Origin of the sequence: Nocardioides sp. CPCC 205120 (assembly GCF_048654585.1) — a bacterium.
Classification (GTDB): domain Bacteria; phylum Actinomycetota; class Actinomycetes; order Propionibacteriales; family Nocardioidaceae; genus Nocardioides.
Map to the genome: position 1 here is coordinate 1580134 of NZ_JBMCYY010000001.1, position 25837 is coordinate 1605970.

The window sequence follows — 25837 nt, forward strand, 5'->3', positions numbered from 1 at the left end:
GGCTCAGGTGCGCAGCGGCGCCGTCGCGAACTCGCGTAGGCCGTCGGCCGGCAGGACCTGGGCCCGGAAGCCCAGCTCGGCCGCGGCCCGCTCGGGCGAGGCGACGACGTGGCGCACGTCGCCGGGGCGGAACTGCCCGGTGACCTCCGGCTGCCGGCCGCTGCTCGTGCCGGTCGCGACGAGCTCGGCGACCTCGCGGATCGTGACGGGGTGCCCCGAGGCGACGTTGTACGCCGCCCAGTGGCCGGGGTCGGCGGCCGCGACCGCCTCCAGCGCGGCGACGTTGGCCCGCGCCACGTCGGCGACGTGCACGAAGTCGCGCACCTGCGCGCCGTCCTCGTAGACGCGGGGCGCCTCGTCCCGCTCCAGCGAGGAGCGGAACATCGCCGCCACCCCCGAGTACGGCGTGTCCCGCGGCATCCGCGGTCCGTAGACGTTGTGGTAGCGCAGCGCCACCGCCGCGGCGTCGGCCTGGCGCACCCACGAGGCGGCGTAGTGCTCCTGCGCGGCCTTGCTCGCGGCGTACGCCCCCCGCGGGGCCAGCGGCGCCGACTCGTCGACGAGCGCCCAGTCGAGCGGCCCGCCGCAGACCGGGCACGGCACCTCGAAGTCGCCGGCCTCGAGCGCCCGCACCGGACGCGGGGGAGGGCTCACGTCGCCGTGCTCGGGGCACGTGTAGCGACCCTCGCCGTAGACGACCATCGACGAGGCGAGCACGAGCCGGTCGAGCCCGGCCTCGTGCATCGCGGCGAGCAGCACGGCGGTGCCCAGGTCGTTGTGGGAGGCGTAGTCGGGGAGGTCGGCGACCCGCACGCCGGCCCCGACGACCGCCGCCTGGTGGCACACGGCGTCGACGCCCTCGAGCAGCGCGGGCCAGCCCTCGGCCCGGCGCACGTCGTGCACGTGGACGCCCGGCGGCGCCTCGACGGCGCCGTGGGCCTGCGGCAGCATGAGGTCGACGCCGACGACCTCGTGGCCCGCCTTGCCCAGCGCGTCCGCGATCGCCCCGCCGATGAACCCGGCGGCGCCGGTGAGCAGCACGCGCATCAGGCGGGCCCGGGCACGTCGTAGGTGAGCTCGACGTCGTCGGCCCACGACGAGCAGCTGCAGCCGTCGGGGTCGGGGAGCCGCTCGATGGTCGCGGTGAGCAGTCCACGCAGCCGGTCGAGGTTGGCCTTGAAGCGCTCGAACACCTCGGCCTGGCCGACGCCCTCGCCGCCCTCGGCGCCCGCGTCCATGTCGGTGACGAGGGCGATGGCGGCGTAGCACTGCCGCATCTCCCGGGCCAGCGCCGCCTCGGGGTGCCCGGTCATGTTGACCAGCGTCCAGCCCTGGCCGGCGAACCAGCGCGACTCCGCGCGCGTCGAGAAGCGCGGACCCTCGACGACGACCATCGTGCCGCCGTCGACGATGCCGCGCTCGGCGCCGCCGCCGGTCGCCTCGCCGGCGGCGAGCACGCTGGCCCGCACGCCCGCGCAGTACGGGTCGGCGAAGGGCAGGTGGACGGCGCCGGTCTCGACGTAGCTCTGCACCCGCCCCGACGTGCGGTCCACGAGCTGGTCGGGCACGACGACGTCGCCGGGCGCCACCTCGGGCCGCAGCCCGCCGACGGCGCAGGGCGCGAGCACCTGCCGCACGCCCAGCGACCGCAGCGCCCACAGGTTGGCGCGGTGGTTGATGCGGTGCGGCGGGTACTCGTGGTGCGGGCCGTGGCGCGGCACGAACGCCACCGAGCGGCCGGCCACGGTGCCGACCGACACGGGGGCGGAGGGCTCGCCGTACGGCGTGGTGACGGCGACCTCGCGCGGGTCGTCGAGGAACGAGTAGAAGCCGGTGCCGCCGATGACCGCGACGTCGGCGGTCGGGGAGGAGGGGTGCTGCGTCATCCCCCCACCGTGCCAGGCCCCGCCAGCGCGCGGGGTCGAGCGCGCCGGGTCGATAGCGTGGGACCCATGAGGTCGGCGCACACCCAGCAGCAGGTCCGGGCCGCCGAGGCGGCGCTCGCGGCGGGTCTCCCCGCCGGCACGTTGATGCAGCGGGCGGCGACGGGGCTGGCGCACGCGGTCGTCGGCCTGCTGGGCTCCGCCTACGGGCGGCGGGTCGCGCTCCTGGTGGGCGGTGGGGACAACGGCGGCGACGCGCTGCTGGCCGGAGCCCTGCTGGCCCGGCGCGGGGTCGCGGTCGAGGCCGTGCTGCTCGCCGACGAGGTGCACGCCGAGGGGCTCGCGGCGCTGCGTGCGGCCGGCGGCCGGGTACGGCGGGGGCTCCCGGAGGCCGGAGACGCCGCGGCCGGCCCGCTCCGGCTCCCCGAGGTGGTCGTGGACGGCATCGTGGGCATCGGCGGGCGTCCCGGCCTGCGCCCGGAGGCACGGCGCGCCCTGGCCCTGCTGGCACCCGAGGGCTCGGGCGTGAAGGTCGTGGCCGTCGACGTGCCGAGCGGCGTCGAGGTCGACACGGGCCGGCTGCCCGAGGCCGCCCACGTGCGGGCCGACCTGACGGTCACCTTCGGCACCCACAAGGTCGCCCACCTCGTCGACCCGGCCGCGGCCGCGGCGGGCGCGGTGCACCTCGTCGACATCGGGCTCGGCCCGCACCTGCCGCTCGCCGAGGTCGAGGCGCTGCAGGCCGCGGACGTCGCGGCGCTGCTGCCCCGGCCGGCGCCGGACGCCCACAAGTACGTGCGCGGCGTCGTCGGCGTGCGGGCGGGCTCCGGGCGCTACCCGGGCGCCGGGCTCCTGGCCGTCGCGGGCGCGGCGACGGGCCTCGTCGGCATGGTGCGGTACGTCGGGGACCCGGCCGTGCTCGACCGCGTGCGGCACGTGCACCCCGAGGTCGTCGGGGTCGGTCGCGTGCAGGCCTGGACGGTCGGCTCGGGCGGCGACGAGCGCGCCGGCGCCGCCCTGCGCGCCGCGCTCGCCGACGAGGTGCCCGTCGTCGTGGACGCGGAGGCCCTGCGCCACGTCGACCCCGACCAGGGCCTGCCCGTGCCCGCGGTGCTGACGCCGCACGCGGGCGAGCTGGCCTCGATGCTCGGCGTCGAGCGCGCCGAGGTCGAGGCCGACCAGCTCACCCACGCCCGCCGGGCGGCCGAGCGCTACGACGCCGTCGTGCTGCTCAAGGGCCGCCGCTCCGTCGTCGCCCGCCCCGACGGCCGGGCGCGCGTCGTCACGAGCGGCACGCCGTGGCTCGCGACCGCGGGGGCCGGCGACGTGCTGGGCGGCCTGGTGGGCGCGTTGCTCGCGGCCGGGCTCACGCCGTACGACGCCGCTTCGGCCGGCGCGTGGCTGCACGGCGCGGCCGCGACGTACGCGAGCCAGGGCGGCCCCATCACGGCCGGGCAGGTGGCCGACGCCATCCCCGAGGTGGTGCGCGACCTGCTCGTCGGCCTGCGATGATCGCCCCCATGTCTGCCGCGGACCGCCCGGAGGTCGTCGTCGACCTCGCGGCCGTGCGGCACAACGTCCGCGTGCTCCGCGAGCGGGTCGCGCCCGCCGCGATGATGACCGTGGTCAAGGCCGACGGCTACGGCCACGGGATGGTCGAGGTCGCGCGCGCCGCGCGCGAGGCCGGCACCGACTGGCTCGGGGTCGCGACCCCGACCGAGGCGCTGGCGCTGCGCGCGGCCGGCGACGCGGGCCCGCTGCTGTGCTGGCTGACGATGCCGGGCGAGGACCTGGCCCCGGTGGTCGCCGCCGGCGTGGACGTGACGGCGTACTCGCCCGCCGAGGTCGACGACGTCGTGCGCGCCGCGCGGGCCACCGGCCGGGCGGCCCGGCTCCAGCTCAAGGTCGACACCGGTCTGCACCGCGGCGGCGCCCTGCCCGGCGCCTGGCGGGCGCTCGTCGCCTCCGCCCGCGCGGCGGAGGAGGCCGGGGACCTGCGCGTCACGGGGATCTGGTCGCACTTCGCCGCCTCCGAGGAGCCCGGCCACCCGGCGAACGCCGCGCAGGAGGAGGTCTTCCGCGCCGCCCTGGAGGTGGCGCACGCCGCCGGCCTGCGGCCCGAGGTGCGCCACCTGGCCAACTCCGCGGGGGCGCTGCTGCGCCCCGGGGCCCGGTTCGACCTCGTGCGCTGCGGCATCGCGTCGTACGGCATCGACCCCGCCCCCGACGTGCCCGAGGCCGACGTGCCCGGTGGGCGGCCGGCGCTGGTGCCGGCGATGACGGTGCGCGCGCCCCTCGTGCTCAGCAAGCCGCTGCGCCCCGGCGACGGGGTGTCCTACGGCCACACGTGGGTCGCCGACCGCGCGACCACGGTCGGGCTCGTGCCGCTCGGCTACGGCGACGGCATCCCCCGCCACGCCGCGGCCGGCGTGGGCACGGAGCAGGCCGCGGAGGTCCTCGTCGCGGGACGCCGACGGCCCGTGCGCGGCCGCGTCTGCATGGACCAGTTCGTCGTCGACCTCGACGGCGAGCTGCTGCCGCCCGGCACCCCCGTCGTGCTGCTCGGCCCGGGCACCGGCGGCGAGCCGACCGCCCGGGAGTGGGCGCTGGCCTGCGGCACGATCGACTACGAGGTCGTCACCCGGATGCGTGGTCGCGCGCGCCGGGTGCACGTCGACAGCGAGGTCGACGGTGACCTCCGGGGCGCCCCGGCCGTTGACCCGGGCGTGACGGGTGACGGGACGGGTGGCGTGACGGATGGCGTGACGGGCGGGGAGGTGCGCCGTGGTTGACGGCGCGCACGACGGCCGGGCCGGGCGGCGGGCCCTGTGGGCGCTCGCGGCCGGCGCGACGGGTGCCGCGCTGGCCGGCGCGGCCGCGGCCGGGGTGGCGCACCGGCGCAAGGTCATCGGGCGGCGCGGCGCCGGCGACGAGGTGGCCCTGGGGTCGCTGCGCTCGCCGGCGGTGACGGTCGTGGCCGACGACGGGGTGGCGCTCCACGTCGAGGTCGACGAGCCGGACGCCGTGCCGGGCGGACCGGGGGCCGGGGGCCGCCACGCCGGCTCGCCCGAGGAGGCCGACGCGGCGCTGCCGACGATGGTCTTCGTGCACGGCTACGCGCTCGACCTCGACTGCTGGCACTTCCAGCGCGCCGCCTACCGGGGCCAGCTGCGCACCGTCTTCTACGACCAGCGCTCCCACGGGCGCTCGGGCCGGTCGAGCCGGGAGAACGCCACGATCGAGCAGCTCGGTCGCGACCTGCGGACGGTGCTCGACCACGTGGTGCCCGAGGGCCCCGTCGTGCTCGTCGGCCACTCGATGGGCGGCATGACGATCATCGCGCTGGCCGAGGAGCACCCGGAGATCTTCGGCGACCGCGTCGTGGCCGTCGGTCTCGTCTCCACCACCGCGGGCGGCCTCGACCCGAGCCGCGTGCTGCTGCCGCTGCCGGTGCTGCCCCGCACCATCGGCGGCCAGGTCGCCGTGCGCGCCGTCGCGGCGCTGGCGCGGGGCCACCGGGTCGTCGACGGCTTCCGCCGCGCCGGGCGCGCCGTCGCCCTGGTGGCCACCGAGCGCTACGCGTTCGGCAGCGAGGTGCCCGAGGGCTACGTGCGCTTCGTGGACCGGATGCTCAGCCGCACCTCCTTCGACGTGCTCGCCGAGTTCTTCCCGGCGTTCGGCACCCTCGACAAGTTCGCGGTCGTCACCGCGCTCGAGGCCGTGCCCACGACGATCATCTGCGGCACCGCCGACAAGATCACCTCCATCGGCCACAGCCGGAAGCTGCACGCCCACATCGACGGGTCGCGGCTGCTGGAGCTCGACGACGCGGGCCACATGGTCATCCTCGAGCGGCACGAGCGGGTGAACGAGGCGCTCGACGACCTGGTGGAGGCGGCGGTCCGTGGCTGACGTCGCCCCCGTCGCCCCCGTCGCGGGCACCCTCACCGTGCGGCTCGTCGGCCCCGAGGCGGCCGAGCAGGTCCACGCCGTGGTGCGCGCCGCGTTCGCGGCCCGCCCGGCGCTCGACCCGCCGGCGGACGCGCTCGCCGAGACCCCCGCCTCGCTCGCCGCGGCCCTGCGGCCCGCGGGCGGGATGCTGGCCGAGGCCGGCGCGGGCGAGGCGGTCGGTGCCCTGGTCCTCGACCCCGACCCGGCGCGCGGCCTGCTGTGGGTGCGCCGCTTCGGCGTGCTGCCCGGCTGGCAGGCGCACGGCGTCGGCTCCCGGATGGTCGAGGCGGTCGTCGCCCACGCGGGCGACCGGGCTCTCGCCGTCCTCGCCCGCCCCGAGCTGCCGCGGTCGGTGGCGTTCTGGGAGGCGCACGGCTTCGTCGAGACGGGCCGGCGGGCGCCGTACGTCGAGCTCGTCCGCCCCGCGGGGGGTGCGTCGTGAGCGGCGTGCACCACGTGCCCGACGCCGACGCCATGCGGGCGCTCGGCCGCCGCGTGGCGGCGGTGCTGCGGGCGGGCGACCTGCTCGTGCTGACCGGGGGGCTGGGAGCCGGGAAGACGACGTTCACCCAGGGCCTCGGCGCCGGCCTCGGCGTGCGCGGCGACGTCACGTCGCCGACCTTCGTCATCGCCCGGGTGCACCCCTCGACCGTCGGTGGGCCGGACCTCGTGCACGTCGACGCCTACCGCCTCGGGGGAGCGGCCGAGCTCGACGACCTCGACCTCGACGCCTCGCTGGAGGAGGCCGTCACGGTCGTGGAGTGGGGCGCCGGCCTGGCCGAGCAGCTCGCCGACGACCGCCTCGAGGTGGTCATCGAGCGCGCCGAGGGCGACGAGGCCGCGGATCCGCTCGACGAGGCCTCGGACGGGACCGCCGACCCCCGTGTCGTGCGGGTGCGCGGCGTCGGCCCGCGCTGGTCCGGCGTGCTCGTCTAGGCTCGCCCGCGTGCTGCTCGCCTTCGACACCGCCACGCCCCGGGTCTGCGCGGCGGTCTACGACGCGGACACCGACACCGTGCTCGCCGCCGGCGTCGCCGAGCGACCCATGAAGCACGGGGAGCAGCTGGCGCCGCTCGTCGAGTCCTGCCTGGCCCAGGCCGGTGTCGACCGGTTCGACCTCACCGCGATCGTCGTCGGCGTGGGCCCCGGCCCGTTCACCGGCCTGCGGGTCGGGCTGGTGACCGCCCGCACCCTCGCGCACGTGCTGGAGCTCCCGACGTACGGCGTGTGCACCCTCGACGTGCTCGCGCTGGAGGCCGTGGCCACCGGCGCGGTGACCGAGCCGTTCCTCGTGGCGACGGACGCCCGGCGCAAGGAGGTCTACCTCGCGTCGTACGACGCCGACGGCACCCGCCGCGAGGGCCCGGTCGTGGCCCGGCCCGCCGATGTCGCGTCCGACGCGCCGGTCGTCGGGGCGGGCGCCCGCCTCTACCCCGACGCGTTCGCCCGGCCCGTCGGGCCCACCGAGCCCGACGCGGGCTGGCTGGCGCGCGCCGTCGCGGGCGAGCGGGTCGAGCTGCTCGACCCCGAGCCGCTCTACCTGCGGCGCCCCGACGCCGTGGCCGCCGCCGACCGGTGAGCCCGGGCCCGCACGCGCGGCCCGTCCTGCGCGCCGCGCGCCCCTCGGACGTCGCCCGCCTCGCCGCGCTCGAGGCCGCGCTGTTCGGCGTCGACGCGTGGAGCGCCGAGCTCGTGGCAGGGGAGGTGTCGGCCGCGGAGCCCCCCGCCTCGGGCCGCGCCGTGCTGGTGGCCGAGGAGTCGCCGGGGGCGGACTGCGGGGCGGACGACCGGGCGGATGGCGGGGGAGCGGTCGTCGGGTACGCCGTCCTCGGCGTCGCGGGCGACGTCGCCGACCTGCTCCGCATCGGGGTGGCGCCCGAGGCGCGCCGTACCGGCGTGGCCACCGCCCTCCTCGACCACCTGGTGGACGCCGCCCGCGAACGGGGCGCCGAGCGCCTGCTGCTGGAGGTCGCTGCCGGCAACGCGGGCGCGGTGGCGTTCTACGCGGGCGCCGGGTTCGTCGAGATCCACCGCCGGCCGCGGTACTACCGCGACGGCTCCGACGCGCTGGTGCTGCAGCGGGGGCTGTAGGCGGCGCGGACGCCCGCGACGGACCCCTCGGACGCTGGGGAGAAGTCGTTGCCGGGATCGGTTCGGAGGCGTAGAATCGAACACATGTTCGACGACCTGTCTCCCGCGGAGCTGCTCAGCGCGGCGTCCGCTGCGGTGCGGGATCGTCGGCTCGCGGAGGTGCGGGACCTCGAGGTGCTGGCCGCGTGGGCGGCGGTGCACTCGGAGGCGTCGCCGCGCCGCGGCAACCCGCTCGTGCCGGTGGGCGGCGAGGGCACGCCGCCGGTGCAGGACCACGCGCTGGGCGAGATCGCCCTGGCCCGCGGCACCGGGGTGACGGCCACCGTGAACGCTCTGGCCGACGTGCTCGACCTGCAGCACCGGCTGCCGCGGACCTGGGCGGTGCTCCGTTCGGGATCGGCGGAGGTGTACGTCGCTCGCCGGGTCGCCCGGATCTCCCGCCACCTGCCGCTCGCCCGCGTCGGGGTGGTCGACGCCGCGGTGGCGCGCATGATCGCCACCGAGGCCGGCGGCCGGGTCATCGCGGTGGCCGAGGCGAAGGTCGTCGAGGCCGACCCCGACCTCCACGAGGCCCGTGCGGAGGAGGAGCGTCGGCGGCGGTACGTGGGGCTGGGCCGCAGCGACGAGCTCGGGCTGCGGACGCTGGTCGCGCGCATCGACGCCGGCGACGCCGCGTGGGTCGACGCCACCGTCACGCGGACCGCGGAGGTCCTCGCGCCGCAGCACCCGGAGGCGGGCGCGGACGAGCTGCGGGCCGTCGCGCTCGGCTACCTCGCCCGCCCCGCCGAGCTGCTGCAGCTGCTGGTCGCGGCGGAGGCGGAGGCCGGAGAACAGGCCGAGGCACAGGCCGGCAGTCGCGAGCCGTCCCGCGCCACCGCGTTCCCCGCCGACCTCCTCGACGCGCTGCGCACGACGGACTGGAGCGCCCTGCGCCCCCGGGCCACGCTGTACGTCCACCTGCACGAGGCCGTGCTGCTCGGCGAGACGGGCGTGACGCGGGTCGAGCAGCTGGGCCCCCGCACGCTCGCCGCCCTGCACGGGCTGCTCGCCGGGGCGGAGGTCACCGTGCGGCCCGTCATCGACCTGGCGGACCGGATCCGCACCACCGCCTACGAGCACCCGGAGTCGCTCCGGGAGCGCGTCCACCTCGTCACCGGCGGCGACTACTGGCCCTACGCGACCTCGACCAGCCGGGCGGTCGACCTCGACCACCCGACGCCGTACGACGACACCGGCCCACCGGGCCGGGAGCAGACAGGCACCCACAACAGCGGCCCCCTCGGTCGCCGCCACCACCGGTGGAAGACGCACGCCGGCTACCGCTCCCGCCAGACGGGACTGGGGCGCTACGTCTGGTCGACCCCGCACGGGCTCGGCTTCGTCGTGGACCACGCGGGCACCCACGTCGTCTCCTCGGCCGAGGCCCACCTGATGATCGCGGTGCCGCACGCGGTCGAGGCCGACCTCCGCTGACGGCGCGACCGCCGGCGACCTCTGGAACCCGGCGACCTCTGGAACAATGGCTCCGGTGAGCAACGAACCCCTCGTCCTCGGCATCGAGACCTCGTGCGACGAGACCGGCGTCGGCATCGTGCGGGGCACGACCCTGCTCGCCGACGCGGTCGCCACGAGCGTGGACGAGCACGCCCGCTTCGGCGGCGTGGTGCCCGAGGTCGCGAGCCGGGCGCACCTCGAGGCGATGGTGCCGACGATCGAGCGGGCCTGCGAGACGGCCGGCGTGCGGCTGCGCGACCTCGACGCCGTGGCCGTGACGAGCGGGCCCGGGCTCGCCGGTGCGCTGCTCGTCGGCGTCGCCAGCGCCAAGGCCCTCGCGCTCGGCCTCGGCAAGCCCCTGTACGGCGTGAACCACCTCGCCGCGCACGTCGCCGTCGACCAGCTCGAGCACGGGCCGCTCCCCGAGCCCTGCATCGCGATGCTGGTCTCCGGAGGTCACTCCAGCCTGCTGCGGGTCACCGACCTGACGCTCGGTGTCGACCCGATGGGCGCCACGATCGACGACGCGGCCGGGGAGGCGTTCGACAAGGTCGCCCGCCTGCTCGGCCTCCCGTTCCCCGGTGGGCCGCACATCGACCGGGCGGCCGGCTCGGGCGAGGTGACCATCGACTTCCCGCGCGGGCTCACGGCCCGGCGCGACCTCGAGCGGCACCGCTTCGACTTCTCGTTCTCCGGCCTCAAGACCGCCGTGGCCCGCTGGGTCGAGGCCCGCGAGCGGGCGGGGGAGACCGTGCCCGTCGCCGACGTCGCCGCGAGCTTCCAGGAGGCCGTCTGCGACGTGCTGGTGCGCAAGGCGCTCGACGCCGCCACCTCGGAGGGCGTCGAGGACCTCCTCGTCGGCGGCGGCGTCGCCGCCAACACCCGCCTGCGCGCGATGGTCGTGGAGCGCGCCGAGCGCGTCGGCGTCCGCGTGCGCATCCCGCGCCCGGGCCTGTGCACCGACAACGGCGCCATGGTCGCGGCGCTCGGCTCGGAGATGGTGGCCCGCGGCCGCACGCCCTCCGCGCTCGACCTCCCCGCCGACTCCTCCCAGCCCGTCACCAGCGTCCTGGTCTGAGCGCGGCCGCTGCTCCCGGGGGTTGCCGGCCCGGGGCCGCGTCAGTACAGGACGAACCGCTGGTCGACGTCGAACCGCTCGTCGTACGACACGGCCGGGACGGCCAGCTCCGCCCGGCCGGTGGTCAGGTCCACGCGGACGACGGCGTACTCCGCGGCCGACGCCTCCGTGTCGCTCTGCCGCACGGTCACCAGCAGCGAGGTGGGCGACTCCCACGCGCTGCCCGAGAGCGCGACCTGGTGGGCGTCCGTCCCGGCCCGCAACGTCACGACCGGCTCACCCGTGCGGGCGTCGACGACGCCGTCGACGGGGTCCCCGCCCATCGCGTCCGCCGGCGCCACCACGGCGAGCCGGCCGTCCGGGCTGAACCCGCTGACGCGCTGCTCGCAGGTCCGCCACAGCTCGCGGCCGTCGTCGGGGGAGAGGACCGCCGTGCAGCCCTCGGGGGTCGGGACGACGAGGGCGGACCCGTCAGGTGCGGCCGCCGTGCCCTGCTGGTCGACCACGACCTCGATCTCCCCGTCACGGGGGACCCGCACGACGCGCGGGCCGGGCTCGTCGTCGAGGGCGACGAGCACGTCGTCGTCGGCGAAGGCCAGGGGACGCGCTTGGGAGAGGTAGAGGCCCGGGGCCGACGCGTCGGCCAGGAGACGTCGCGTCCAGAACTGGTCCCCGTGACCCCCGACCACCACGAGGCTGTCCGCCTCGACCAGGGCGACCCGGCCGCTCGCGGGGTCGTCGACGAGGGACTCGGCGCGGTGCACGTGCTCCCGCAGGCCGCCCTCGGGACCGAGGTGGATGACACCGAGGTCGGTGCCGGACCGGGCGAGGAAGCCGTCGTCGATCGGCACCACCTGCGCGTAGGGGTCGGCCCCGGCCGGGCTCCCGCCGTCGGCGACGTGGCCGCTCGGCAGGTGCAGGTCACCGTCGAGCGAGTACGGGACCGCGGGATCGGCGCCCCGGGACAGGTCGCGGAGGTCCAGCTCGACCGTAGCGCCCCGCACGACGGCGTCGGTGGCGGTCGTACCGGTCCCCGACGCCACGGGCGGTGTGGAGCGGTCGTCGGCGCCGCCGCCGGTGAGCCCTACGGGCACGGCGACGGCGAGCACGACGGCGGCGAGCCCGGCGCCCGTGGCGGCGAGGCGCCGGGTGCGGATGCGGCGGGCGCGGCCGCGGACGGCCGCGAGGGCGAGCGTCGTACCGCCCACGTCGTCGGCGCGCTCCCGGAGGGCGGCGCCAAGGCGGTCGTCGAGCTGGTCGTCGAGGGGCGTGCTCATCGCTGCTCCTCCCGGGAGCCGTCGCGGGTGCTGGGGGACGAGGGGGTGGCGAGCGTCGCGGGGGCCCGCTCCCGCAGCGCGGCCAGCGCGCGGCTGGCCTGCGACTTCACGGTGCCGGGGGAGACGCCGAGGATGGCGGCGATCTCGGCCTCGCTGAGCCCCTCGTAGTAGCGCAGGACGATCACGGCCCGCTGCCGCCGCGGCAGCGTCTGCACGAACGCCCACAGGTGGGCGGCGGTGCCGTCGTCGTACTCGTCGGTGCGGTGCACGGTCTCGGGCATCGCGTCGGTGGTGGCCTCGCGCCGCTTCCAGGCGCGCCGCCACAGCGAGTTGTGCTCGTTGACGAGGATCCGGCGCACGTAACCGTCGAGCGAGGCCTGCGCCTCGACCCGGTCCCACGCCAGGTACAGCTTCGCGAGGCTCGTCTGCACGAGGTCCTCGGCCGTGTGGCGGTCGCCGCACAGCAGGTACGCCGTGCGCAGCAGGCCCGCCTGCCGCACGGCCATGTACGCCGCGAACTCCTCGTCGCGCGCGCCGCGTCGTGACGTCGTCACCGCGGTCCCGGTCGCCGGTTCCATCCCATCGCCTCCATCCTTCCGTCCCCAGGACGCGGTCGTCCCCGGATCGGTTGCACGGGGTGGCAGGGATGTCGGGCCGGGACGATACGTTGGCCGACGAGACGACGTACGGGCCCTGCCCGGGAAGAGGGAGACGCTGATGCACGAGGTCAAGGCGGTCGTGGCGAAGGCCAAGGGTGAGCCGGTGAGCCTGGAGACGATCCTGGTGCCGGACCCGGGGCCGGGCGAGGCGCTGGTGAAGGTGCAGGCGTGCGGGGTGTGCCACACCGACCTGCACTACCGCGAGGGCGGCATCAACGACGAGTTCCCCTTCCTGCTGGGCCACGAGGCGGCCGGCGTGGTCGAGGCGGTCGGCGAGGGCGTCACGACCGTCGCCCCGGGCGACTTCGTGGTGCTGAACTGGCGTGCGGTGTGCGGCGACTGCCGGGCGTGCGACCGGGGTGAGCCGCAGTACTGCTTCAACACCCACAACGCGACGCAGAAGATGACACTGGCAGACGGCACGGCGCTCTCGCCGGCGCTGGGGATCGGTGCGTTCGCCGAGAAGACCCTGGTGGCTGCGGGTCAGTGCACGAAGGTCGACCCCGACGCGCGTCCCGCGGCCGTGGGCCTGCTGGGCTGCGGTGTGATGGCGGGCATCGGTGCGGCGATGAACACCGGTGGGGTCTCGCGCGGTGACGTGGTGGCGGTCATCGGTTGCGGTGGTGTGGGTGTCGCGGCGATCGCGGGAGCGGCGCTGGCGGGCGCGGGCACGATCATCGCGGTCGACATCGACGCGAAGAAGCTGGAGGCCGCGACGAGGCTGGGCGCGACGCACACGGTGAACTCCTCGGAGACCGACGCGGTGGAGGCGATCAAGGCGATCGCGGGTGCGGCCGCGGGCCACGAGGGCGCCGACGGCGCGGACGTGGTGATCGATGCGGTCGGTCGGCCCGAGACGTGGAAGCAGGCGTTCTACGCCCGCGACCTGGCCGGCACCGTCGTGCTGGTGGGCGTGCCGACGCCCGACATGACGGTCCCCGAGATCCCGCTGATCGACGTGTTCGGTCGCGGTGGGTCGTTGAAGTCGAGCTGGTACGGCGACTGCCTGCCGAGTCGTGACTTCCCGATGCTGGTCGACCTCTACCGCCAGGGTCGCCTGGACCTGGATGCGTTCGTGACCGAGGAGATCGCCATCGACGGCGTCGAGGCCGCCTTCGAGCGGATGCACCACGGCGACGTCCTGCGCTCGGTCGTGGTGCTCTGATGGCCGCCCGGGTCGACCACGGCGTCGTCGCCGGCACGTTCTCGCTCGACGGCGAGACGTTCGACGTCGACAACAACGTCTGGGTCGTGGGTGACGACGCCGAGTGCGTCGTCATCGACGCGCCGCACGACGTCGACGCCATCCTGTCCGTCGTCGGCGACCGGAAGGTCAAGGCCATCGTGTGCACCCACGCCCACGACGACCACGTCCGCGTCGCGCCCGCGCTGCGCGAGCGGGTCACGGCGCCGATCCTGCTGCACCCCGACGACCGCCCGGTCTGGGAGCTGACCCACACCGATGAGCTGTGGGACGTCGACCTGAGCGACGGCCAGGAGATCGCGGTCGGGGGCACCACGCTGCAGGTGCTCCACACGCCGGGCCACGCGCCCGGCGCGGTGTGCCTCTACGCCCCGGAGCTCGGTGCGGTCTTCACCGGCGACACCCTGTTCAACGGCGGCCCCGGCGCGACCGGCCGGTCGTTCTCGGACCGCCCGACGATCGAGGCGTCCATCCGCGCCAAGCTGTTCGCGCTGCCCGACGACACCGTCGTGCACACGGGCCACGGCGACGACACCACCATCGCCGCCGAGAAGGCCGCACTCGGCTGAACCGCCCCCGCGGCCCGGGGTCCGTCGTACCCTCGGGCGCGTGAGCGACACCGGGGGGACGTCCACGAACGAGCGCATCGAGGTCCAGCGGGTCGTGGCGGCGCCGGCGCGCGCCGTCTACGACCTGCTGACCGACCCGCAGGGCCACGTCGACATCGACGCCTCGGGGATGCTCATGGACGCCAGCGGCGAGCGGCCCCGGGCGGTGGGGGACAGCTTCGTGGTCCACATGGACCGCGACGCGCTCGGCGACATCCCCGACCTCCACGAGTACGACGTCACGGTCGTCATCGAGTCGCTGGTGCCCGACCGCGAGGTCTCCTGGAGCATCATCGGGCGGGTCCGGCCCCCGATCGGGCACGTCTACGGCTACCGCCTCGAGCCGGCCGAGCCCGACGCGGACGGGCGGGAGCGCACCCTGGTGACGAGCTTCTACGACTGGTCCGCGGCGCGGCCGGAGTGGAAGGCGATCTTCCCGCTCATCCCCGAGCAGAGCCTCAAGGCCACCCTCGGCATCCTGGCCCGCACCGTCGTGCGCCGCGGCCGCGCGGGCTGAGCCCGCCCAGGCCGCCCGGCCCGCGGCTCACGCCCCGACGATGCGCAGCGCGATCTCGGCGTACCGCTCCCCGACGTCCTCGGGGCTCCACCCGCCGCCCTCGCGGTACCACCGCGCCAGGTCGATGCCCATCGACAGCACCGCGGCGGCCGCGATGCGGGGATCCGGGCAGGCGAAGCGCCCGGCAGCGACCCCGTCGACGACGATCCCGCGCAGCTCCGCGTCGATCGCGCGCCGCAGCCCGTTGATCTCCGCGAGGTGCGGCTCGCTCAGCGCAGCCAGCTCGTAGTTCACGATCCGGGCCCGCGTGTGCCCGTGGGCGTGGTGGACGGCGAAGTCGCGCACCGCCCGCCGCAGCTGCTCGACCGGGTCGGGGTCGGCGGCGCGCGCCCGCCGGAGCAGCTCCAGGGTCGCCAGGTGTCCCTCGCGGGAGATGACGAAGAGCAGCTCCTCCTTGGAGCGGTGGTGCACGTAGAGGGCGGCCGGGCTCATCCCGGCGCCGGTCGCGATGTCGCGGGTCGTCGTGCCGTGGAACCCCTTCTCGGCGAAGGCCCGCACGGCCGCCTCGACGAGCCGGGACCGCGAGGTGTCGGCGCGGCTGGGGCTCGGGGCCGTCTCGGTCTCGTCCACCGGCACATCCTCTCGGAAGGGGTTGACGCGGGTCGCGTCCTGTCCCATGCTCGCACTAAGCAAGCGCTTAGTCACCCCCGGTCGCGACGTGTGCGCGGCCCGACGCAGAAGAGGTCCCCCATGCCCGAAGCCGTGATCGTCTCCGCCGCCCGCTCGCCCATGGGCCGCGCGGGCAAGGGATCCCTCAAGGGCATGCGCCCGGACGACCTCGCCCTGCAGATGGTCGAGGCCGCCCTGGCCAAGGTGCCCGAGCTCGACCGCCGCGACATCGTCGACATCGCGCTGGGCGTCGGCCAGCCCGCGGGCGAGTCCGGGTTCAACCTCGCGCGCGCCGTCGCGGTGCTCGGCGGCATGGACCACCTGCCCGGCGTCACCGTCAACCGCTACTGCTCCTCCAGCCTCCAGACGACCCGGATGGCCTTCCACGCCATCAAGGCCGGCGAGGGCGACGTCTTCCTCTCCGCCGGGGTCGAGACCGTGAGCCGCTTCGGCGCGGGGTTCTCCGACATCGACGCCGCGCAGAACCCCGTCTTCGCCGACGCGGTCGCCCGCACCGCCCGCCGCGCCGGGGAGGGCGCCGAGACCTGGACCGACCCGCGCGAGTCCGGCGAGCTGCCGGACCTCTACATCGCCATGGGCCAGACCGCCGAGAACGTCGCGCAGGCCATCGGCATGACCCGCGAGGAGCAGGACCGGTTCGCGGTCCGCAGCCAGAACCTCACGGAGAAGGCCATCGCCGACGGCTTCTGGGCGAAGGACATCACCCCGGTCACGCTGCCCGACGGCACCGTGGTCTCCAGCGACGACGGCCCGCGGGCGGGCACGACGTACGAGGCGGTCAGCGGCCTCAAGCCCGTGTTCCGCCCCGACGGCACCGTCACGGCCGGCAACGCGTGCCCGCTCAACGACGGCGCCGCGGCGCTGGTCGTCATGAGCGACACGAAGGCCAAGGAGCTGGGCCTCACGCCGCTGGCGCGCATCGTCTCCACCGCCGTCACCGGCCTCTCGCCCGAGATCATGGGCCTCGGTCCCGTCGACGCCATCCCCGCCGCCCTGCGCCACGCCGGGATGCAGCTGAGCGACATCGACCTGTTCGAGATCAACGAGGCGTTCGCCGTGCAGGCGCTCGGCTCCGCCCAGCAGATCGGCATCGACGTCGACAAGCTCAACGTCAACGGCGGCGCCATCGCGCTGGGCCACCCCTTCGGCATGACCGGTGCGCGCATCACCAGCACGCTCATCAACTCCCTGCAGCACCACGACAAGCAGTTCGGCGTCGAGTCGATGTGCGTCGGCGGCGGCCAGGGCATGGCGATGGTGCTGGAGCGCCTCTCGTGACGATGGCCGACGGCACCCCGGTCAGCGAGGCGTTCAACGCGCCCGTCGGGAGCACCGCCGTCGTGACCGGCGCGGCGGGCGGCATCGGCCGCGCGCTGGCCGCCCGGCTCGTCGCCGGCGGCCTGCGGGTCGTCGTCAGCGACCGCGACGAGGCGGCGACCGAGCGGGTCGCCGCCGAGGTCGGCGCCGCGGGCGCCGTGGCGGGCGACCTGGCCACCGCGGCCGGCGTCGAGGCGGTCGTCGCCGGTGCCCAGGCAGTGCTGGGCCCCATCGACGTGTGGTGCGGCAACGCCGGTGTCGAGGCGGGTCACGGCCTCGACGCCGACGACGCGGCGTGGACGCTGGCGCAGGACGTCAACGTGCTCGCCCACGTGCGCGCCGCCCGGCTCCTCGTGCCCGGCTGGGTCGAACGCGGCCGGGGCCGCTTCGTCGTCACCGCCTCGGCGGCGGGGCTGCTCACGATGCTGGGGAGCCCGTCGTACTCGGTCACGAAGCACGGCGCGGTCGCCTTCGCGGAGTGGCTCTCGGCGACCTACCGCCACCGCGGCGTCGTCGTGCAGGCCATCTGCCCGCAGGGGGTGCGCACGCGCATGCTCGAGGAGTCCGGCCCGCTCAAGGAGCTGCTGACCCGCGACGAGGCGCTGGCGCCGGAGGACGTGGCGGAGGCCCTGTGGGCCTCCTTCGCCGACGACCGCTTCCTCGTGCTGCCCCACCCCCAGGTCGCGGACTACTACGTGGGCCGCGCCCGCGACACCGACCGCTGGCTGGGGCAGATGAACCGGCTCCAGCAGGCGCTCGAGGCGGGCGGGCACCGCGCGTGAGGGCCTGGCAGGTCGACCGGCTCGGTGAGCCGGCCGACGTGATGCAGCTGCGCGAGGTGCCCGACCCCGTCCCCGCGGCGGGCGAGCTCCTCGTCCGCGTGCGCGCCAGCGCCGCCAACTTCCCCGACGTGCTCATGTGCCGGGGGCAGTACCAGGTGCGCCCCGACCTGCCCTTCACCCCGGGCGTCGAGCTCTGCGGCGAGGTCGTCGCCCTCGGCGACGGCGTCACCGGGCACGCCGTCGGCGACCGGGTGGTCGGCCGGCCGCGGCTGCCGCACGGCGGGTTCGCCGAGCTCGCGGTGCTGCCGCAGTCCGCGGCGTTCCCCGCGCCCGAGGCCCTCGACGACGCGGAGGCGGCGTCGCTGCACATCGGCTACCAGACCGGGTGGTTCGGCCTGCACCGCCGCGCCCACCTGCAGCCGGGGGAGACCCTGCTCGTGCACGCCGCCGCCGGGGGCGTCGGCTCCGCCGCCATCCAGCTCGGCAAGGCCGCGGGCGCGCGCGTCATCGGCGTCGTCGGCGGTACGGCGAAGGCCGAGGTCGCGCGCTCGCTCGGCGCCGACGTGGTCGTCGACCGCCGTACCGACGACTTCGTCGCGGTCGTCCGCGAGGAGACGCAGGGGCGGGGCGCCGACGTCGTCTACGACCCCGTCGGCGGCGACACCTACGCCCGCTCGACGAAGTGCATCGCCTTCGAGGGCCGCATCGTCGTCGTCGGCTTCGCCAGCGGCGACATCCCGTCCGCCGCGCTCAACCACGCACTCGTGAAGAACTACTCGATCCTCGGCCTGCACTGGGGCCTCTACGACCAGCGCGACCCGGCGTCGGTCCGCGCCTGCCACGACGAGCTCGTGCGGCTCGCCGACGCGGGGGCCGTCCGCCCCCTCGTCTCCGAGCGCCTCGCCCTGGCCGACGTCGCCGACGGCGTGCAGCGCCTCGGTGACGGCACCACCGTCGGGCGCGTCGCCCACGTCGCGACCTGAACCCCCCACCACCACCACCCCACCCACGAACCTGGAGGACCCCGTGAACGACACCCAGCGCGTCGCGATCGTCACCGGCGCCGCCCGCGGCATCGGTGCCGCCGTCGCCCGCCGCCTCGCCACCGACGGCCACGCCGTCGCCGTGCTCGACCTCGACGAGGCCGCCTGCGGCGCCGTCGTCTCCGAGATCGAGGCCGCCGGCGGCCGCGGGCTCGCCGTGGGCGTGGACGTCACCGACGAGGAGGGGGTCGCCGAGGCCGTGCGGCGCGTCACCGAGGCGCTCGGCGCCCCGACGGTGCTCGTCAACAACGCGGGCATCATCCGCGACAACGTGCTGCTCAAGATGTCCGCCGACGACTGGGACTCGGTCGTCGCCGTGCACCTGCGGGGCGCGTTCCTCCTGTCGCGCGCCGTCGCCGCGCCGATGCGCGAGGCCGGCTTCGGCCGCATCGTCAACCTGTCGAGCACCTCCGCGCTCGGCAACCGTGGCCAGGCGAACTACTCCGCCGCGAAGGCCGGCATCCAGGGCCTCACCAAGACCCTCGCGATCGAGCTGGGCCGCTACGGCGTCACCGCCAACGCGATCGCCCCGGGCTTCATCGAGACCGACATGACCGCGGCCACCGCCGCCCGGGTCGGCATGGACTTCGAGGAGTTCAAGCAGGCCGCCGCCTCCCAGATCCCCGTCGCGCGCACCGGCCGCCCCGACGACATCGCCCACGCCGTGTCGTTCTTCGCCAGCGAGGGCGCCGGCTTCGTCTCCGGCCAGGTCCTCTACGTCGCGGGAGGCCCCCGTGCCTGAGCCCGAGTCCGCCCCCGCGCCCCGCGTCGTCGACGGCATCGCCGGCGTGCGCGAGCTCGTCGGCACCCACGTCGGCCACTCCGCCTGGCACACCGTCACCCAGCAGCAGGTCGACACGTTCGCCGAGGCCACCGGCGACCACCAGTGGATCCACGTCGACCCCGAGCGCGCCGCCGCCGGTCCCTTCGGCGGCACGATCGCGCACGGCTACCTCACGCTCTCCCTGGTCCCGATGCTCGGCCAGCAGGTCTACACCGTCTCCGGGCTGCGGATGGGCGTGAACTACGGCAGCAACAAGGTGCGGTTCCCCGCGCCCGTCCCGGTCGGCTCCCGGGTGCGCGCCGGGGTCGAGATCGTCTCCCTCGAGCCGGGCGGCGGCGGCCACCAGCTCACGACGCGGGTCACGGTCGAGATCGAGGGCGGCGCCAAGCCCGCCTGCGTGGCCGAGGTCGTCAGCATCCTGGTCGACTGAGGCGCGCCGATGACCGACACCGACGTCCCCGGCCTCGACCCGGTCGCGCTCACCGCCTGGTGGCGCACGGCCCTGGCCGACGACCCCGCCACCGGGCTCGCCGGCGACCTGGGCGGCTCGCTCGTCGCCGGCGGGAAGTCGAACCTGACCTACCGGGTCGGCGACGGCACCCGCACGTGGATCGTCCGACGCCCGCCGCTGGGCCACGTGCTGGCCACCGCCCACGACATGGCGCGCGAGCACCGGGTGATGACCGCGCTGGCCCCGACCGCGGTGCCGGTCCCCGCGACGTACGCGCTCTGCACCGACGACACGGTGCTCGGCGCCCCGTTCTACGTGATGGCCGACGTCGCGGGCACGCCGTACCGCACCGCCGACCAGCTCGCCCCGCTCGGCCCCGAGCGGACCCGGCGGATCAGCGAGGAGCTCGTCGACACCCTCGCCGCGCTCCACGCCGTGGTGCCGGAGGAGGTCGGGCTGGCCGACTTCGGTCGCCCCGAGGGCTTCCTCGTGCGCCAGGTACGCCGGTGGTCCACTCAGCTGGAGCGCTCCCGCTCGCGCGAGCTCCCGGCCGCCGACGAGCTGCGGCGGCGCCTCGAGGGCGCCGTCGAGGAGGCCGCCGCGGGCACGCACCCGGGCATCGTCCACGGCGACTACCGCCTCGACAACGCGCTGGTCGACGACACCGGCGCCGTCGCGGCCGTCATCGACTGGGAGATGGCCACGCTCGGCGACACCCTCACCGACGTCGCCCTCATGGTGCTCTACGGCCGCCTCGCCGAGGTCGCCCCGGGCGCCGTCGCCGACGCCGGGCGGGCGCCCGGGTTCCTCGACGAGGACGCGATCCTCGACCGCTACGCCACCGCCCTCGGCACCGACCTGCGCGCCCTCGACGTCCACCTCGGGCTCGCCGCGTTCAAGCTCGCCGTGATCCTCGAGGGCATCCACTACCGCCACCAGCGCGGCCAGACCGTGGGGGAGGGCTTCGCCGACGTCGGCGCGGTCGTCGTCCCCCTGCTCCAGATGGGGCTCGCCGCCCTGCCCGCACGCCGCTGACCCACCCGATCCCGGCCCCGAGCGAGGACACCACGATGGACTTCCGCCACGACGCCCGCACCGAGGAGCTGCACTCCTCGCTGCTCGACCTCCTGACCACCCACGTCGAGCCCGCCGACGCCCGGTTCACCGCCGAGCTCGACGCGCTCGAGGACCCGTGGGCCTGGTCCACGGTGCCCGTCCTCGACGAGCTGCGCGCCGAGGCGCGCAGCCGGGGGCTGTGGAACCTGTTCCTGCCCGGCGAGCACGGCCCCGGGGTGACGAACCTGCAGTACGCCCCGCTCGCCGAGCTGACCGGCCGCGCCGGTCGCCTGGCCCCCGCGGCGCTCAACTGCTCCGCGCCGGACACGGGCAACATGGAGGTGCTGTCGATGTTCGGCAGCCCCGAGCAGCAGGAGCGGTGGCTGCGGCCGCTGCTCGACGCCGAGATCCGGTCCGCGTTCGCGATGACGGAGCCCGACGTGGCCTCCTCGGACGCCACGAACATCGCGACCCGCATCGTCCGCGACGGCGACGAGTACGTCGTGAGCGGGCGCAAGTGGTGGATCACCGGCGCGATGAACCCGCAGGCCGAGCTGCTCATCGTCATGGGCAAGACCGACCCCGACGCGGACCGCCACCGCCAGCAGTCGATGATCCTCGTGCCCCGCGACACCCCCGGCGTCGAGATCGTCCGCCCCATGGAGGTCTTCGGGTACGACGACCGCGACCACGGCGGGCACGCCGAGATCGTCTTCCACGACGTGCGGGTGCCCCGCACGAACCTCGTGGGCGAGGAGGGGCAGGGCTTCGCGATCGCCCAGGCCCGCCTCGGCCCGGGCCGCATCCACCACTGCATGCGCTCCATCGGCGTCGCGGAGCGCGCCATCGAGCTGATGTGCGCCCGCGCCGACGGCCGCGTCGCGTTCGGACGCTCGCTGTCGGAGCAGGGCGTCGTGCGCGACTGGATCGCCGAGTCCCGCGTGCGCCTCGAGCAGCTGCGCCTGCTCGTCCTCAAGGCGGCCTGGCTCATGGACACCGTCGGCAACCGCGGCGCCCACACCGAGATCCAGGCCATCAAGATCGCCACCCCGTCCACGGTGCAGTGGATCCTCGACAAGGCGATCCAGGTGCACGGCGCCGGCGGGCTCTCGCAGGACTTCCCGCTCGCCGCGCAGTACGCCGGCATCCGCACGCTGCGCTTCGCCGACGGCCCCGACGAGGTGCACAAGCAGGCCCTGGCCCGCCACGAGCTGCGCCGCCAGGCCGACCGCCGCGCCACCGGGGAGGCGTCGTGAGCGCCGTCGACGACCTCCGCGAGCGGGTCGCGGCGTTCCTGGCCGAGCACGACCCCCGGACCGAGGAGCGGCTCGACTTCCTCCGGGCCCGGTACGACGCGGGGCTGGCGTGGGTGCACTTCCCGCCGGGCCGAGGCGGGCTGGGGCTGCCCCGGGCCCTGCAGCCGGTGGTCGAGGAGGCGCTCGCCGCCGTCGGGGCGCCCGACAACGCGCCCCACCGCAACGGCATCGGCCTCGGCATGGCCGCCCCCACGATCCTCGCCTACGGCACCCCCGAGCAGCAGGACCGCTTCCTGCGCCCGCTGTGGACCGGCGAGGAGACGTGGTGCCAGCTGTTCTCCGAACCCGGCGCCGGCTCCGACCTCGCGGCGCTCGGCACCCGGGCGGTGCTCGACGGCGACACGTGGGTGGTCGACGGCCAGAAGGTCTGGACCTCGGGTGCCCACACCGCCCGCTTCGCGATCCTCGTGGCCCGCACCGACCCGGACGTGCCGAAGCACCGCGGGCTCACCTACTTCCTGTGCGACATGACCGACCCCGGCGTCGAGGTCCGCCCGCTGCGCCAGCTCACCGGCGAGGCCGAGTTCAACGAGGTCTTCCTCACCGGTGTCCGCATCCCCGACGCCCACCGGCTGGGCGAGGTGGGGGAGGGCTGGCGCGTCGCGACGGCCACCCTCGACCACGAGCGCGTCGCGATCGGCGCCGGGTCCGCCGCGCGCGAGAGCGGCATGGTGGGCCGGGTCGCCGAGACCTGGCGCGCCCACCCCGAGGCCCGCACGCCCGGCCTGCACGACCGCCTCGTGCGGCACTGGGTCGACGCCGAGGTCGCCCGCGCCGCGGGGCTGCGGCTGCAGCAGAGGCTGGCCCGCGGCCAGCTCGGCCCCGAGGGGGCGGCGATGAAGCTCGTCTTCGCCCGCCTCGCCCAGCAGCTCTCCGGCCTCGAGGTCGAGTTCCTCGGCGACGAGGGCCTGCGGTACTCCGACTGGACCCTGGTGCGTCCCGACCGGGTCGACTTCACCGGCCGCGACGCCGGCTACCGCTACCTGCGCGCGAAGGGCAACTCGATCGAGGGCGGCACCTCGGAGATCCTGCGCAACATCGTCGCCGAGCGCGTGCTCGGGCTGCCCGGCGAGCCCCGTGTCGACAAGGACGTGCCGTGGAAGGAGATCCCGCGATGACCACCCACGCCGTCCCGGACCTGCTCGACTCCGAGGTCGTCACCGACCTGCGTGCAGCCGTGCGCGACCTGCTCGCCGACCGGTGCCCCGTCGGGGCCGTCACGGCCTGCTACGACGGCGACCGCGCCCTCGTCGCCCCGCTGTGGCGCGCCCTCGGCGTCGACCTCGGGCTCGCCGGCCTGCTCGTCGACGAGGCCCGTGGCGGGCACGGTGCCTCCCTGCGGGAGGCGGCCGCGGTCGCTGAGGAGCTCGCCGCCGCCGTCGCGCCGGTGCCCTTCGTGACCAGCGCGGTCGTGGCGACGACCGTGCTCGCCCACGCCGGCACGCCCGAGGCCGACCGGCTCCTCGCCGACCTGGCGGGCGGGCAGGTGACGGCGAGCCTCGTCGTACCGTGGACGACCGCGCCCGAGGGGCGCGTCCCCGTCGGCGCGACCACGGTGCGCTCCGTCGCCGGGGCGCTGGAGGCCCACGTGCTGCTCGTGCCGACCCGGAGCGGCTCGGCGCTCGAGCTGCGGGCGGTGCCGGTGGGCGACGGCGTGGGCGTCGAGCCCGTCGTGTCCCTCGACATGACCCGCCAGCTCGCCGACGTCACCGTCGATGCCACGGCCCTGGCCTCCGCGCCGGTCGTCGCCACCGATGCCGCCGACGCGGTGCGGGCAGGGCTGCGGGCGGGCGCGGCGGTGCTGGCCGCCGAGCAGGTCGGCGCGGCCCGGCGCTGCCTGGTCGACACGGTCGCCTACCTGCAGCAGCGCCGTCAGTTCGGCCGGGTCGTCGGCGGCTTCCAGGCCCTCAAGCACCGGCTCGCCGACCTGTACGTCGACGTCGAGTCGATGGGTGCCGCGGCGGCCTTCGCTGTCGGCACGCTCGTCGACGTCGACGACGACCTCGAGCAGGCGCTGGTCACCGCCGTCGCGGCGGCGTCCTGCTCCGACGCGGCCGTGCGGGTCGCGGAGGAGATGGTGCAGCTGCACGCCGGCATCGCGATGACCTGGGAGCACCCCGCCCACCTGCTGCTCAAGCGCGCGAAGTCCGACCAGCTCGCCCTCGGCAGCCCGGAGCACCACCGGGCCGTGGTCGCCCGCCTGGCCGACCTCGACCCGCCGGGGACGCGCCTGGAGTGACCCGACCGGTCACCGGCCGGCCGCGGGGGCCGGCCGGTCCGGTCCGGTGTGGCCGATGGCGGTCAGGCCGAGGGTGAGCAGCAGCCGCTGGCGCGGGTCGTGCAGGTCGCGGCCCGTCAGCTGCTCGATCTGCTTGAGCCGGTAGATCACCGTGTTGCGGTGGCAGTAGAGCTGCTCCGCGGCCCGGCTGGGGGACACGTTGCAGTCGAGCAGCACCGCCAGGGTGTCGAGCAGCACCCGCGCCTGGTGCGGCGACTGCGCGAGCAGGGGGGCCACCGACCGCTCGACGAGCAGCGCCGTCACCTCGGGGCTGCCGGCGAGCAGCACCTCGGGCAGGCGGTCGTCGACGAGCACGACCGCGGTCCGCCCGCGCGGCACGGTCTGCGCGGCGCGGGCCGCGAGCTGGTACGCCGTGGCGAACCCGCCGATGCCCTCGGGGCTCGACGCCACCCCGACGCGTCCGGTCGCCGCGGGCCGCAGGATCTCGGCGAGCTGGGCCGTGCCCAGCCCGCCCATCGGCACGAGCCCGAAGAGGTGACCGCCCCGCACGTGCCAGTGGGAGGTGCGTCCCGTGCGCTCCAGGCGGTCGTCGGGGGTGGTCAGCGGCTCGTCGAGGGGTCCGTCGAAGGGGGCGACGACGCACGCGACCGGCTCGTCCGCGGAGATGCCGAGAGCCGCGGCCGACTCGGTGGCGAACCCGTGGTCCGCGCCGCGCCCGTCCACGAGGCCGTCGAGGTAGCCCTGCTGGCGCTGGAGGTCGCGCCGCTCCCTCCGGGCGCTCTCGCGGCGGTAGGCGTCGATGAGCACGGCGTTCTGGACGTCGAGGTTGTGCCACAGCTGCTGGCCCGCCACCACCAGCACCTGGTCGTCGATGTCGGGGTGCCCGGAGCCGGCGAGCTCCAGCATCGCCTCCCACAGCAGGCGGGCTCCCAGCGTGTACGAGTTCAGCACCAGCTCGAGCTGCACCCGCTGCCGCGCGCGGCGCCGGCCCGTCTCGCGCCACACGTCGGTGGTGCGTGTGCCGGAGGTCTTGCGGCCGGCCAGGGCCTGGAGGCCCGAGCGGATGTGCTCGCGCGTGTTCTGGCGGACGTCGGCCCGCAGCCGGTCGTCGGCCTTGGCGTACCAGTCCGGGTCGCGGGCGAAGATCGTGGCCGAGATGGCGTCGGCGATGGCGTCGGCCCGGGGGAGCAGGGCCGCCCAGGCGCACTCGATGCGCCGCGCGGTCGCCTCGTCGTGCGTGGCCTGCCACCGGGGCACGGGCGGGAGGGCAGGGGTGGTCGCAGTCTGTGACACGAGTCACAGGCTCTCATGGATGCACAGTGCCACGGGTGTCCTCGCCCCTTCTCGGGGCGCCGCGCACAGCCCGGTTCGTGCACTCTGCCCATATCTCACGGCTC

At 76.0% G+C, this 25837-nt stretch carries 25 protein-coding genes and 1 pseudogene; 20 read left to right on the forward strand and 6 right to left on the reverse strand.

What is annotated here, in order from left to right:
* Nucleotides 1-3 precede the first annotated feature (3 nt).
* Nucleotides 4-1047 (reverse strand): NAD-dependent epimerase/dehydratase family protein, encoded by a 1044-nt coding sequence (locus ACOACO_RS07325; protein ID WP_420295581.1) that lies wholly within the window; start codon nt 1045-1047, stop codon nt 4-6.
* A complete protein-coding gene (locus ACOACO_RS07330) occupies nt 1047-1886 on the reverse strand; it encodes an S-methyl-5'-thioadenosine phosphorylase (RefSeq protein WP_420295582.1) in 840 nt (279 codons plus the stop codon). Before ACOACO_RS07330 ends, ACOACO_RS07325 begins: the two co-directional genes overlap by 1 nt.
* 66 nt (nt 1887-1952) lie before the next feature.
* Here ACOACO_RS07330 and ACOACO_RS07335 point away from each other — a divergent pair, with 66 nt between their 5' ends.
* The 8 genes and pseudogenes from ACOACO_RS07335 to tsaD all read left to right on the forward strand — a co-directional run bounded on the left by ACOACO_RS07335 (nt 1953) and on the right by tsaD (nt 10497).
* A complete protein-coding gene (locus ACOACO_RS07335) occupies nt 1953-3395 on the forward strand; it encodes an NAD(P)H-hydrate dehydratase (protein WP_420295583.1) in 1443 nt (480 codons plus the stop codon).
* Between the two features lie 8 nt (nt 3396-3403).
* Nucleotides 3404-4675 (forward strand): alanine racemase, encoded by a 1272-nt coding sequence (alr, locus tag ACOACO_RS07340; protein WP_420295584.1) that lies wholly within the window; start codon nt 3404-3406, stop codon nt 4673-4675.
* Nucleotides 4668-5795, forward strand: coding sequence for an alpha/beta fold hydrolase (locus ACOACO_RS07345; RefSeq protein ID WP_420295585.1), 1128 nt, complete (start codon nt 4668-4670; stop codon nt 5793-5795). Before alr ends, ACOACO_RS07345 begins: the two co-directional genes overlap by 8 nt.
* 37 nt (nt 5796-5832) lie before the next feature.
* Nucleotides 5833-6770: pseudogene (tsaE, locus tag ACOACO_RS07350) on the forward strand (tRNA (adenosine(37)-N6)-threonylcarbamoyltransferase complex ATPase subunit type 1 TsaE).
* 10 nt (nt 6771-6780) lie between these two features.
* Entirely contained in the window at nt 6781-7413 is a 633-nt protein-coding gene (gene tsaB / locus ACOACO_RS07355) for a tRNA (adenosine(37)-N6)-threonylcarbamoyltransferase complex dimerization subunit type 1 TsaB (protein ID WP_420295586.1), read from the forward strand.
* Complete coding sequence (locus ACOACO_RS07360) at nt 7410-7925, forward strand: GNAT family N-acetyltransferase (protein ID WP_420295587.1); 516 nt, start codon at nt 7410-7412, stop codon at nt 7923-7925. The genes tsaB and ACOACO_RS07360 overlap by 4 nt, the downstream gene beginning before the upstream one ends.
* A gap of 84 nt (nt 7926-8009) precedes the next feature.
* Complete coding sequence (locus ACOACO_RS07365) at nt 8010-9398, forward strand: hypothetical protein (protein ID WP_420295588.1); 1389 nt, start codon at nt 8010-8012, stop codon at nt 9396-9398.
* A gap of 46 nt (nt 9399-9444) precedes the next feature.
* Nucleotides 9445-10497, forward strand: coding sequence for a tRNA (adenosine(37)-N6)-threonylcarbamoyltransferase complex transferase subunit TsaD (tsaD, locus tag ACOACO_RS07370; RefSeq protein ID WP_420295589.1), 1053 nt, complete (start codon nt 9445-9447; stop codon nt 10495-10497).
* 41 nt (nt 10498-10538) lie between these two features.
* Here tsaD and ACOACO_RS07375 read toward each other — a convergent pair whose 3' ends face one another.
* Nucleotides 10539-11774 carry a hypothetical protein gene (locus tag ACOACO_RS07375; protein ID WP_420295590.1) on the reverse strand — a complete coding sequence of 412 codons (1236 nt, stop codon included), beginning with the start codon at nt 11772-11774 and terminating at the stop codon, nt 10539-10541.
* Nucleotides 11771-12352, reverse strand: a complete 582-nt coding sequence (locus ACOACO_RS07380) for a SigE family RNA polymerase sigma factor (protein WP_420295591.1) — start codon at nt 12350-12352, stop codon at nt 11771-11773. The genes ACOACO_RS07375 and ACOACO_RS07380 overlap by 4 nt, the downstream gene beginning before the upstream one ends.
* Before the next feature lie 139 nt (nt 12353-12491).
* Here ACOACO_RS07380 and ACOACO_RS07385 point away from each other — a divergent pair, with 139 nt between their 5' ends.
* The 3 genes from ACOACO_RS07385 to ACOACO_RS07395 are packed head-to-tail and all read left to right on the forward strand — an operon-like array spanning nt 12492 to nt 14762.
* The gene (locus ACOACO_RS07385; RefSeq protein ID WP_420295592.1) at nt 12492-13598 is read left to right on the forward strand and encodes an S-(hydroxymethyl)mycothiol dehydrogenase; all 1107 of its coding nucleotides are present in this window, start codon (nt 12492-12494) and stop codon (nt 13596-13598) included.
* Nucleotides 13598-14206, forward strand: coding sequence for an MBL fold metallo-hydrolase (locus ACOACO_RS07390; protein ID WP_420295593.1), 609 nt, complete (start codon nt 13598-13600; stop codon nt 14204-14206). Before ACOACO_RS07385 ends, ACOACO_RS07390 begins: the two co-directional genes overlap by 1 nt.
* Nucleotides 14207-14246: 40 nt before the next feature.
* Nucleotides 14247-14762, forward strand: a complete 516-nt coding sequence (locus tag ACOACO_RS07395; protein ID WP_420295594.1) for a polyketide cyclase — start codon at nt 14247-14249, stop codon at nt 14760-14762.
* Between the two features lie 27 nt (nt 14763-14789).
* Here ACOACO_RS07395 and ACOACO_RS07400 read toward each other — a convergent pair whose 3' ends face one another.
* A complete protein-coding gene (locus tag ACOACO_RS07400; protein ID WP_420295595.1) occupies nt 14790-15392 on the reverse strand; it encodes a TetR/AcrR family transcriptional regulator in 603 nt (200 codons plus the stop codon).
* A 120-nt stretch (nt 15393-15512) separates the two neighbouring features.
* Between ACOACO_RS07400 and ACOACO_RS07405 the strand changes: the two genes are divergently transcribed.
* Genes ACOACO_RS07405 through ACOACO_RS07445 form a run of 9 tightly spaced genes read left to right on the forward strand, consistent with a single transcriptional unit; the run spans nt 15513 to nt 24440 of the window.
* Complete coding sequence (locus ACOACO_RS07405; RefSeq protein ID WP_420295596.1) at nt 15513-16730, forward strand: acetyl-CoA C-acetyltransferase; 1218 nt, start codon at nt 15513-15515, stop codon at nt 16728-16730.
* 2 nt (nt 16731-16732) lie between these two features.
* Nucleotides 16733-17551, forward strand: a complete 819-nt coding sequence (locus ACOACO_RS07410) for an SDR family oxidoreductase (protein ID WP_420296312.1) — start codon at nt 16733-16735, stop codon at nt 17549-17551.
* Nucleotides 17548-18534 (forward strand): NADPH:quinone oxidoreductase family protein, encoded by a 987-nt coding sequence (locus ACOACO_RS07415; RefSeq protein WP_420295597.1) that lies wholly within the window; start codon nt 17548-17550, stop codon nt 18532-18534. The genes ACOACO_RS07410 and ACOACO_RS07415 overlap by 4 nt, the downstream gene beginning before the upstream one ends.
* Before the next feature lie 43 nt (nt 18535-18577).
* Nucleotides 18578-19336, forward strand: coding sequence for a 3-oxoacyl-ACP reductase FabG (gene fabG, locus ACOACO_RS07420; protein ID WP_420295598.1), 759 nt, complete (start codon nt 18578-18580; stop codon nt 19334-19336).
* Nucleotides 19329-19808 carry a MaoC family dehydratase gene (locus tag ACOACO_RS07425; RefSeq protein ID WP_420295599.1) on the forward strand — a complete coding sequence of 160 codons (480 nt, stop codon included), beginning with the start codon at nt 19329-19331 and terminating at the stop codon, nt 19806-19808. Before fabG ends, ACOACO_RS07425 begins: the two co-directional genes overlap by 8 nt.
* Nucleotides 19809-19817: 9 nt before the next feature.
* A complete protein-coding gene (locus ACOACO_RS07430; RefSeq protein WP_420295600.1) occupies nt 19818-20864 on the forward strand; it encodes a phosphotransferase family protein in 1047 nt (348 codons plus the stop codon).
* 35 nt (nt 20865-20899) lie between these two features.
* Nucleotides 20900-22141, forward strand: a complete 1242-nt coding sequence (locus ACOACO_RS07435; protein ID WP_420295601.1) for an acyl-CoA dehydrogenase family protein — start codon at nt 20900-20902, stop codon at nt 22139-22141.
* The gene (locus ACOACO_RS07440; RefSeq protein WP_420295602.1) at nt 22138-23319 is read left to right on the forward strand and encodes an acyl-CoA dehydrogenase family protein; all 1182 of its coding nucleotides are present in this window, start codon (nt 22138-22140) and stop codon (nt 23317-23319) included. Before ACOACO_RS07435 ends, ACOACO_RS07440 begins: the two co-directional genes overlap by 4 nt.
* Nucleotides 23316-24440, forward strand: coding sequence for an acyl-CoA dehydrogenase family protein (locus ACOACO_RS07445; protein WP_420295603.1), 1125 nt, complete (start codon nt 23316-23318; stop codon nt 24438-24440). Before ACOACO_RS07440 ends, ACOACO_RS07445 begins: the two co-directional genes overlap by 4 nt.
* 9 nt (nt 24441-24449) lie before the next feature.
* Here ACOACO_RS07445 and ACOACO_RS07450 read toward each other — a convergent pair whose 3' ends face one another.
* The gene (locus ACOACO_RS07450) at nt 24450-25733 is read right to left on the reverse strand and encodes a PucR family transcriptional regulator (protein ID WP_420295604.1); all 1284 of its coding nucleotides are present in this window, start codon (nt 25731-25733) and stop codon (nt 24450-24452) included.
* Nucleotides 25734-25837 lie beyond the last annotated feature (104 nt).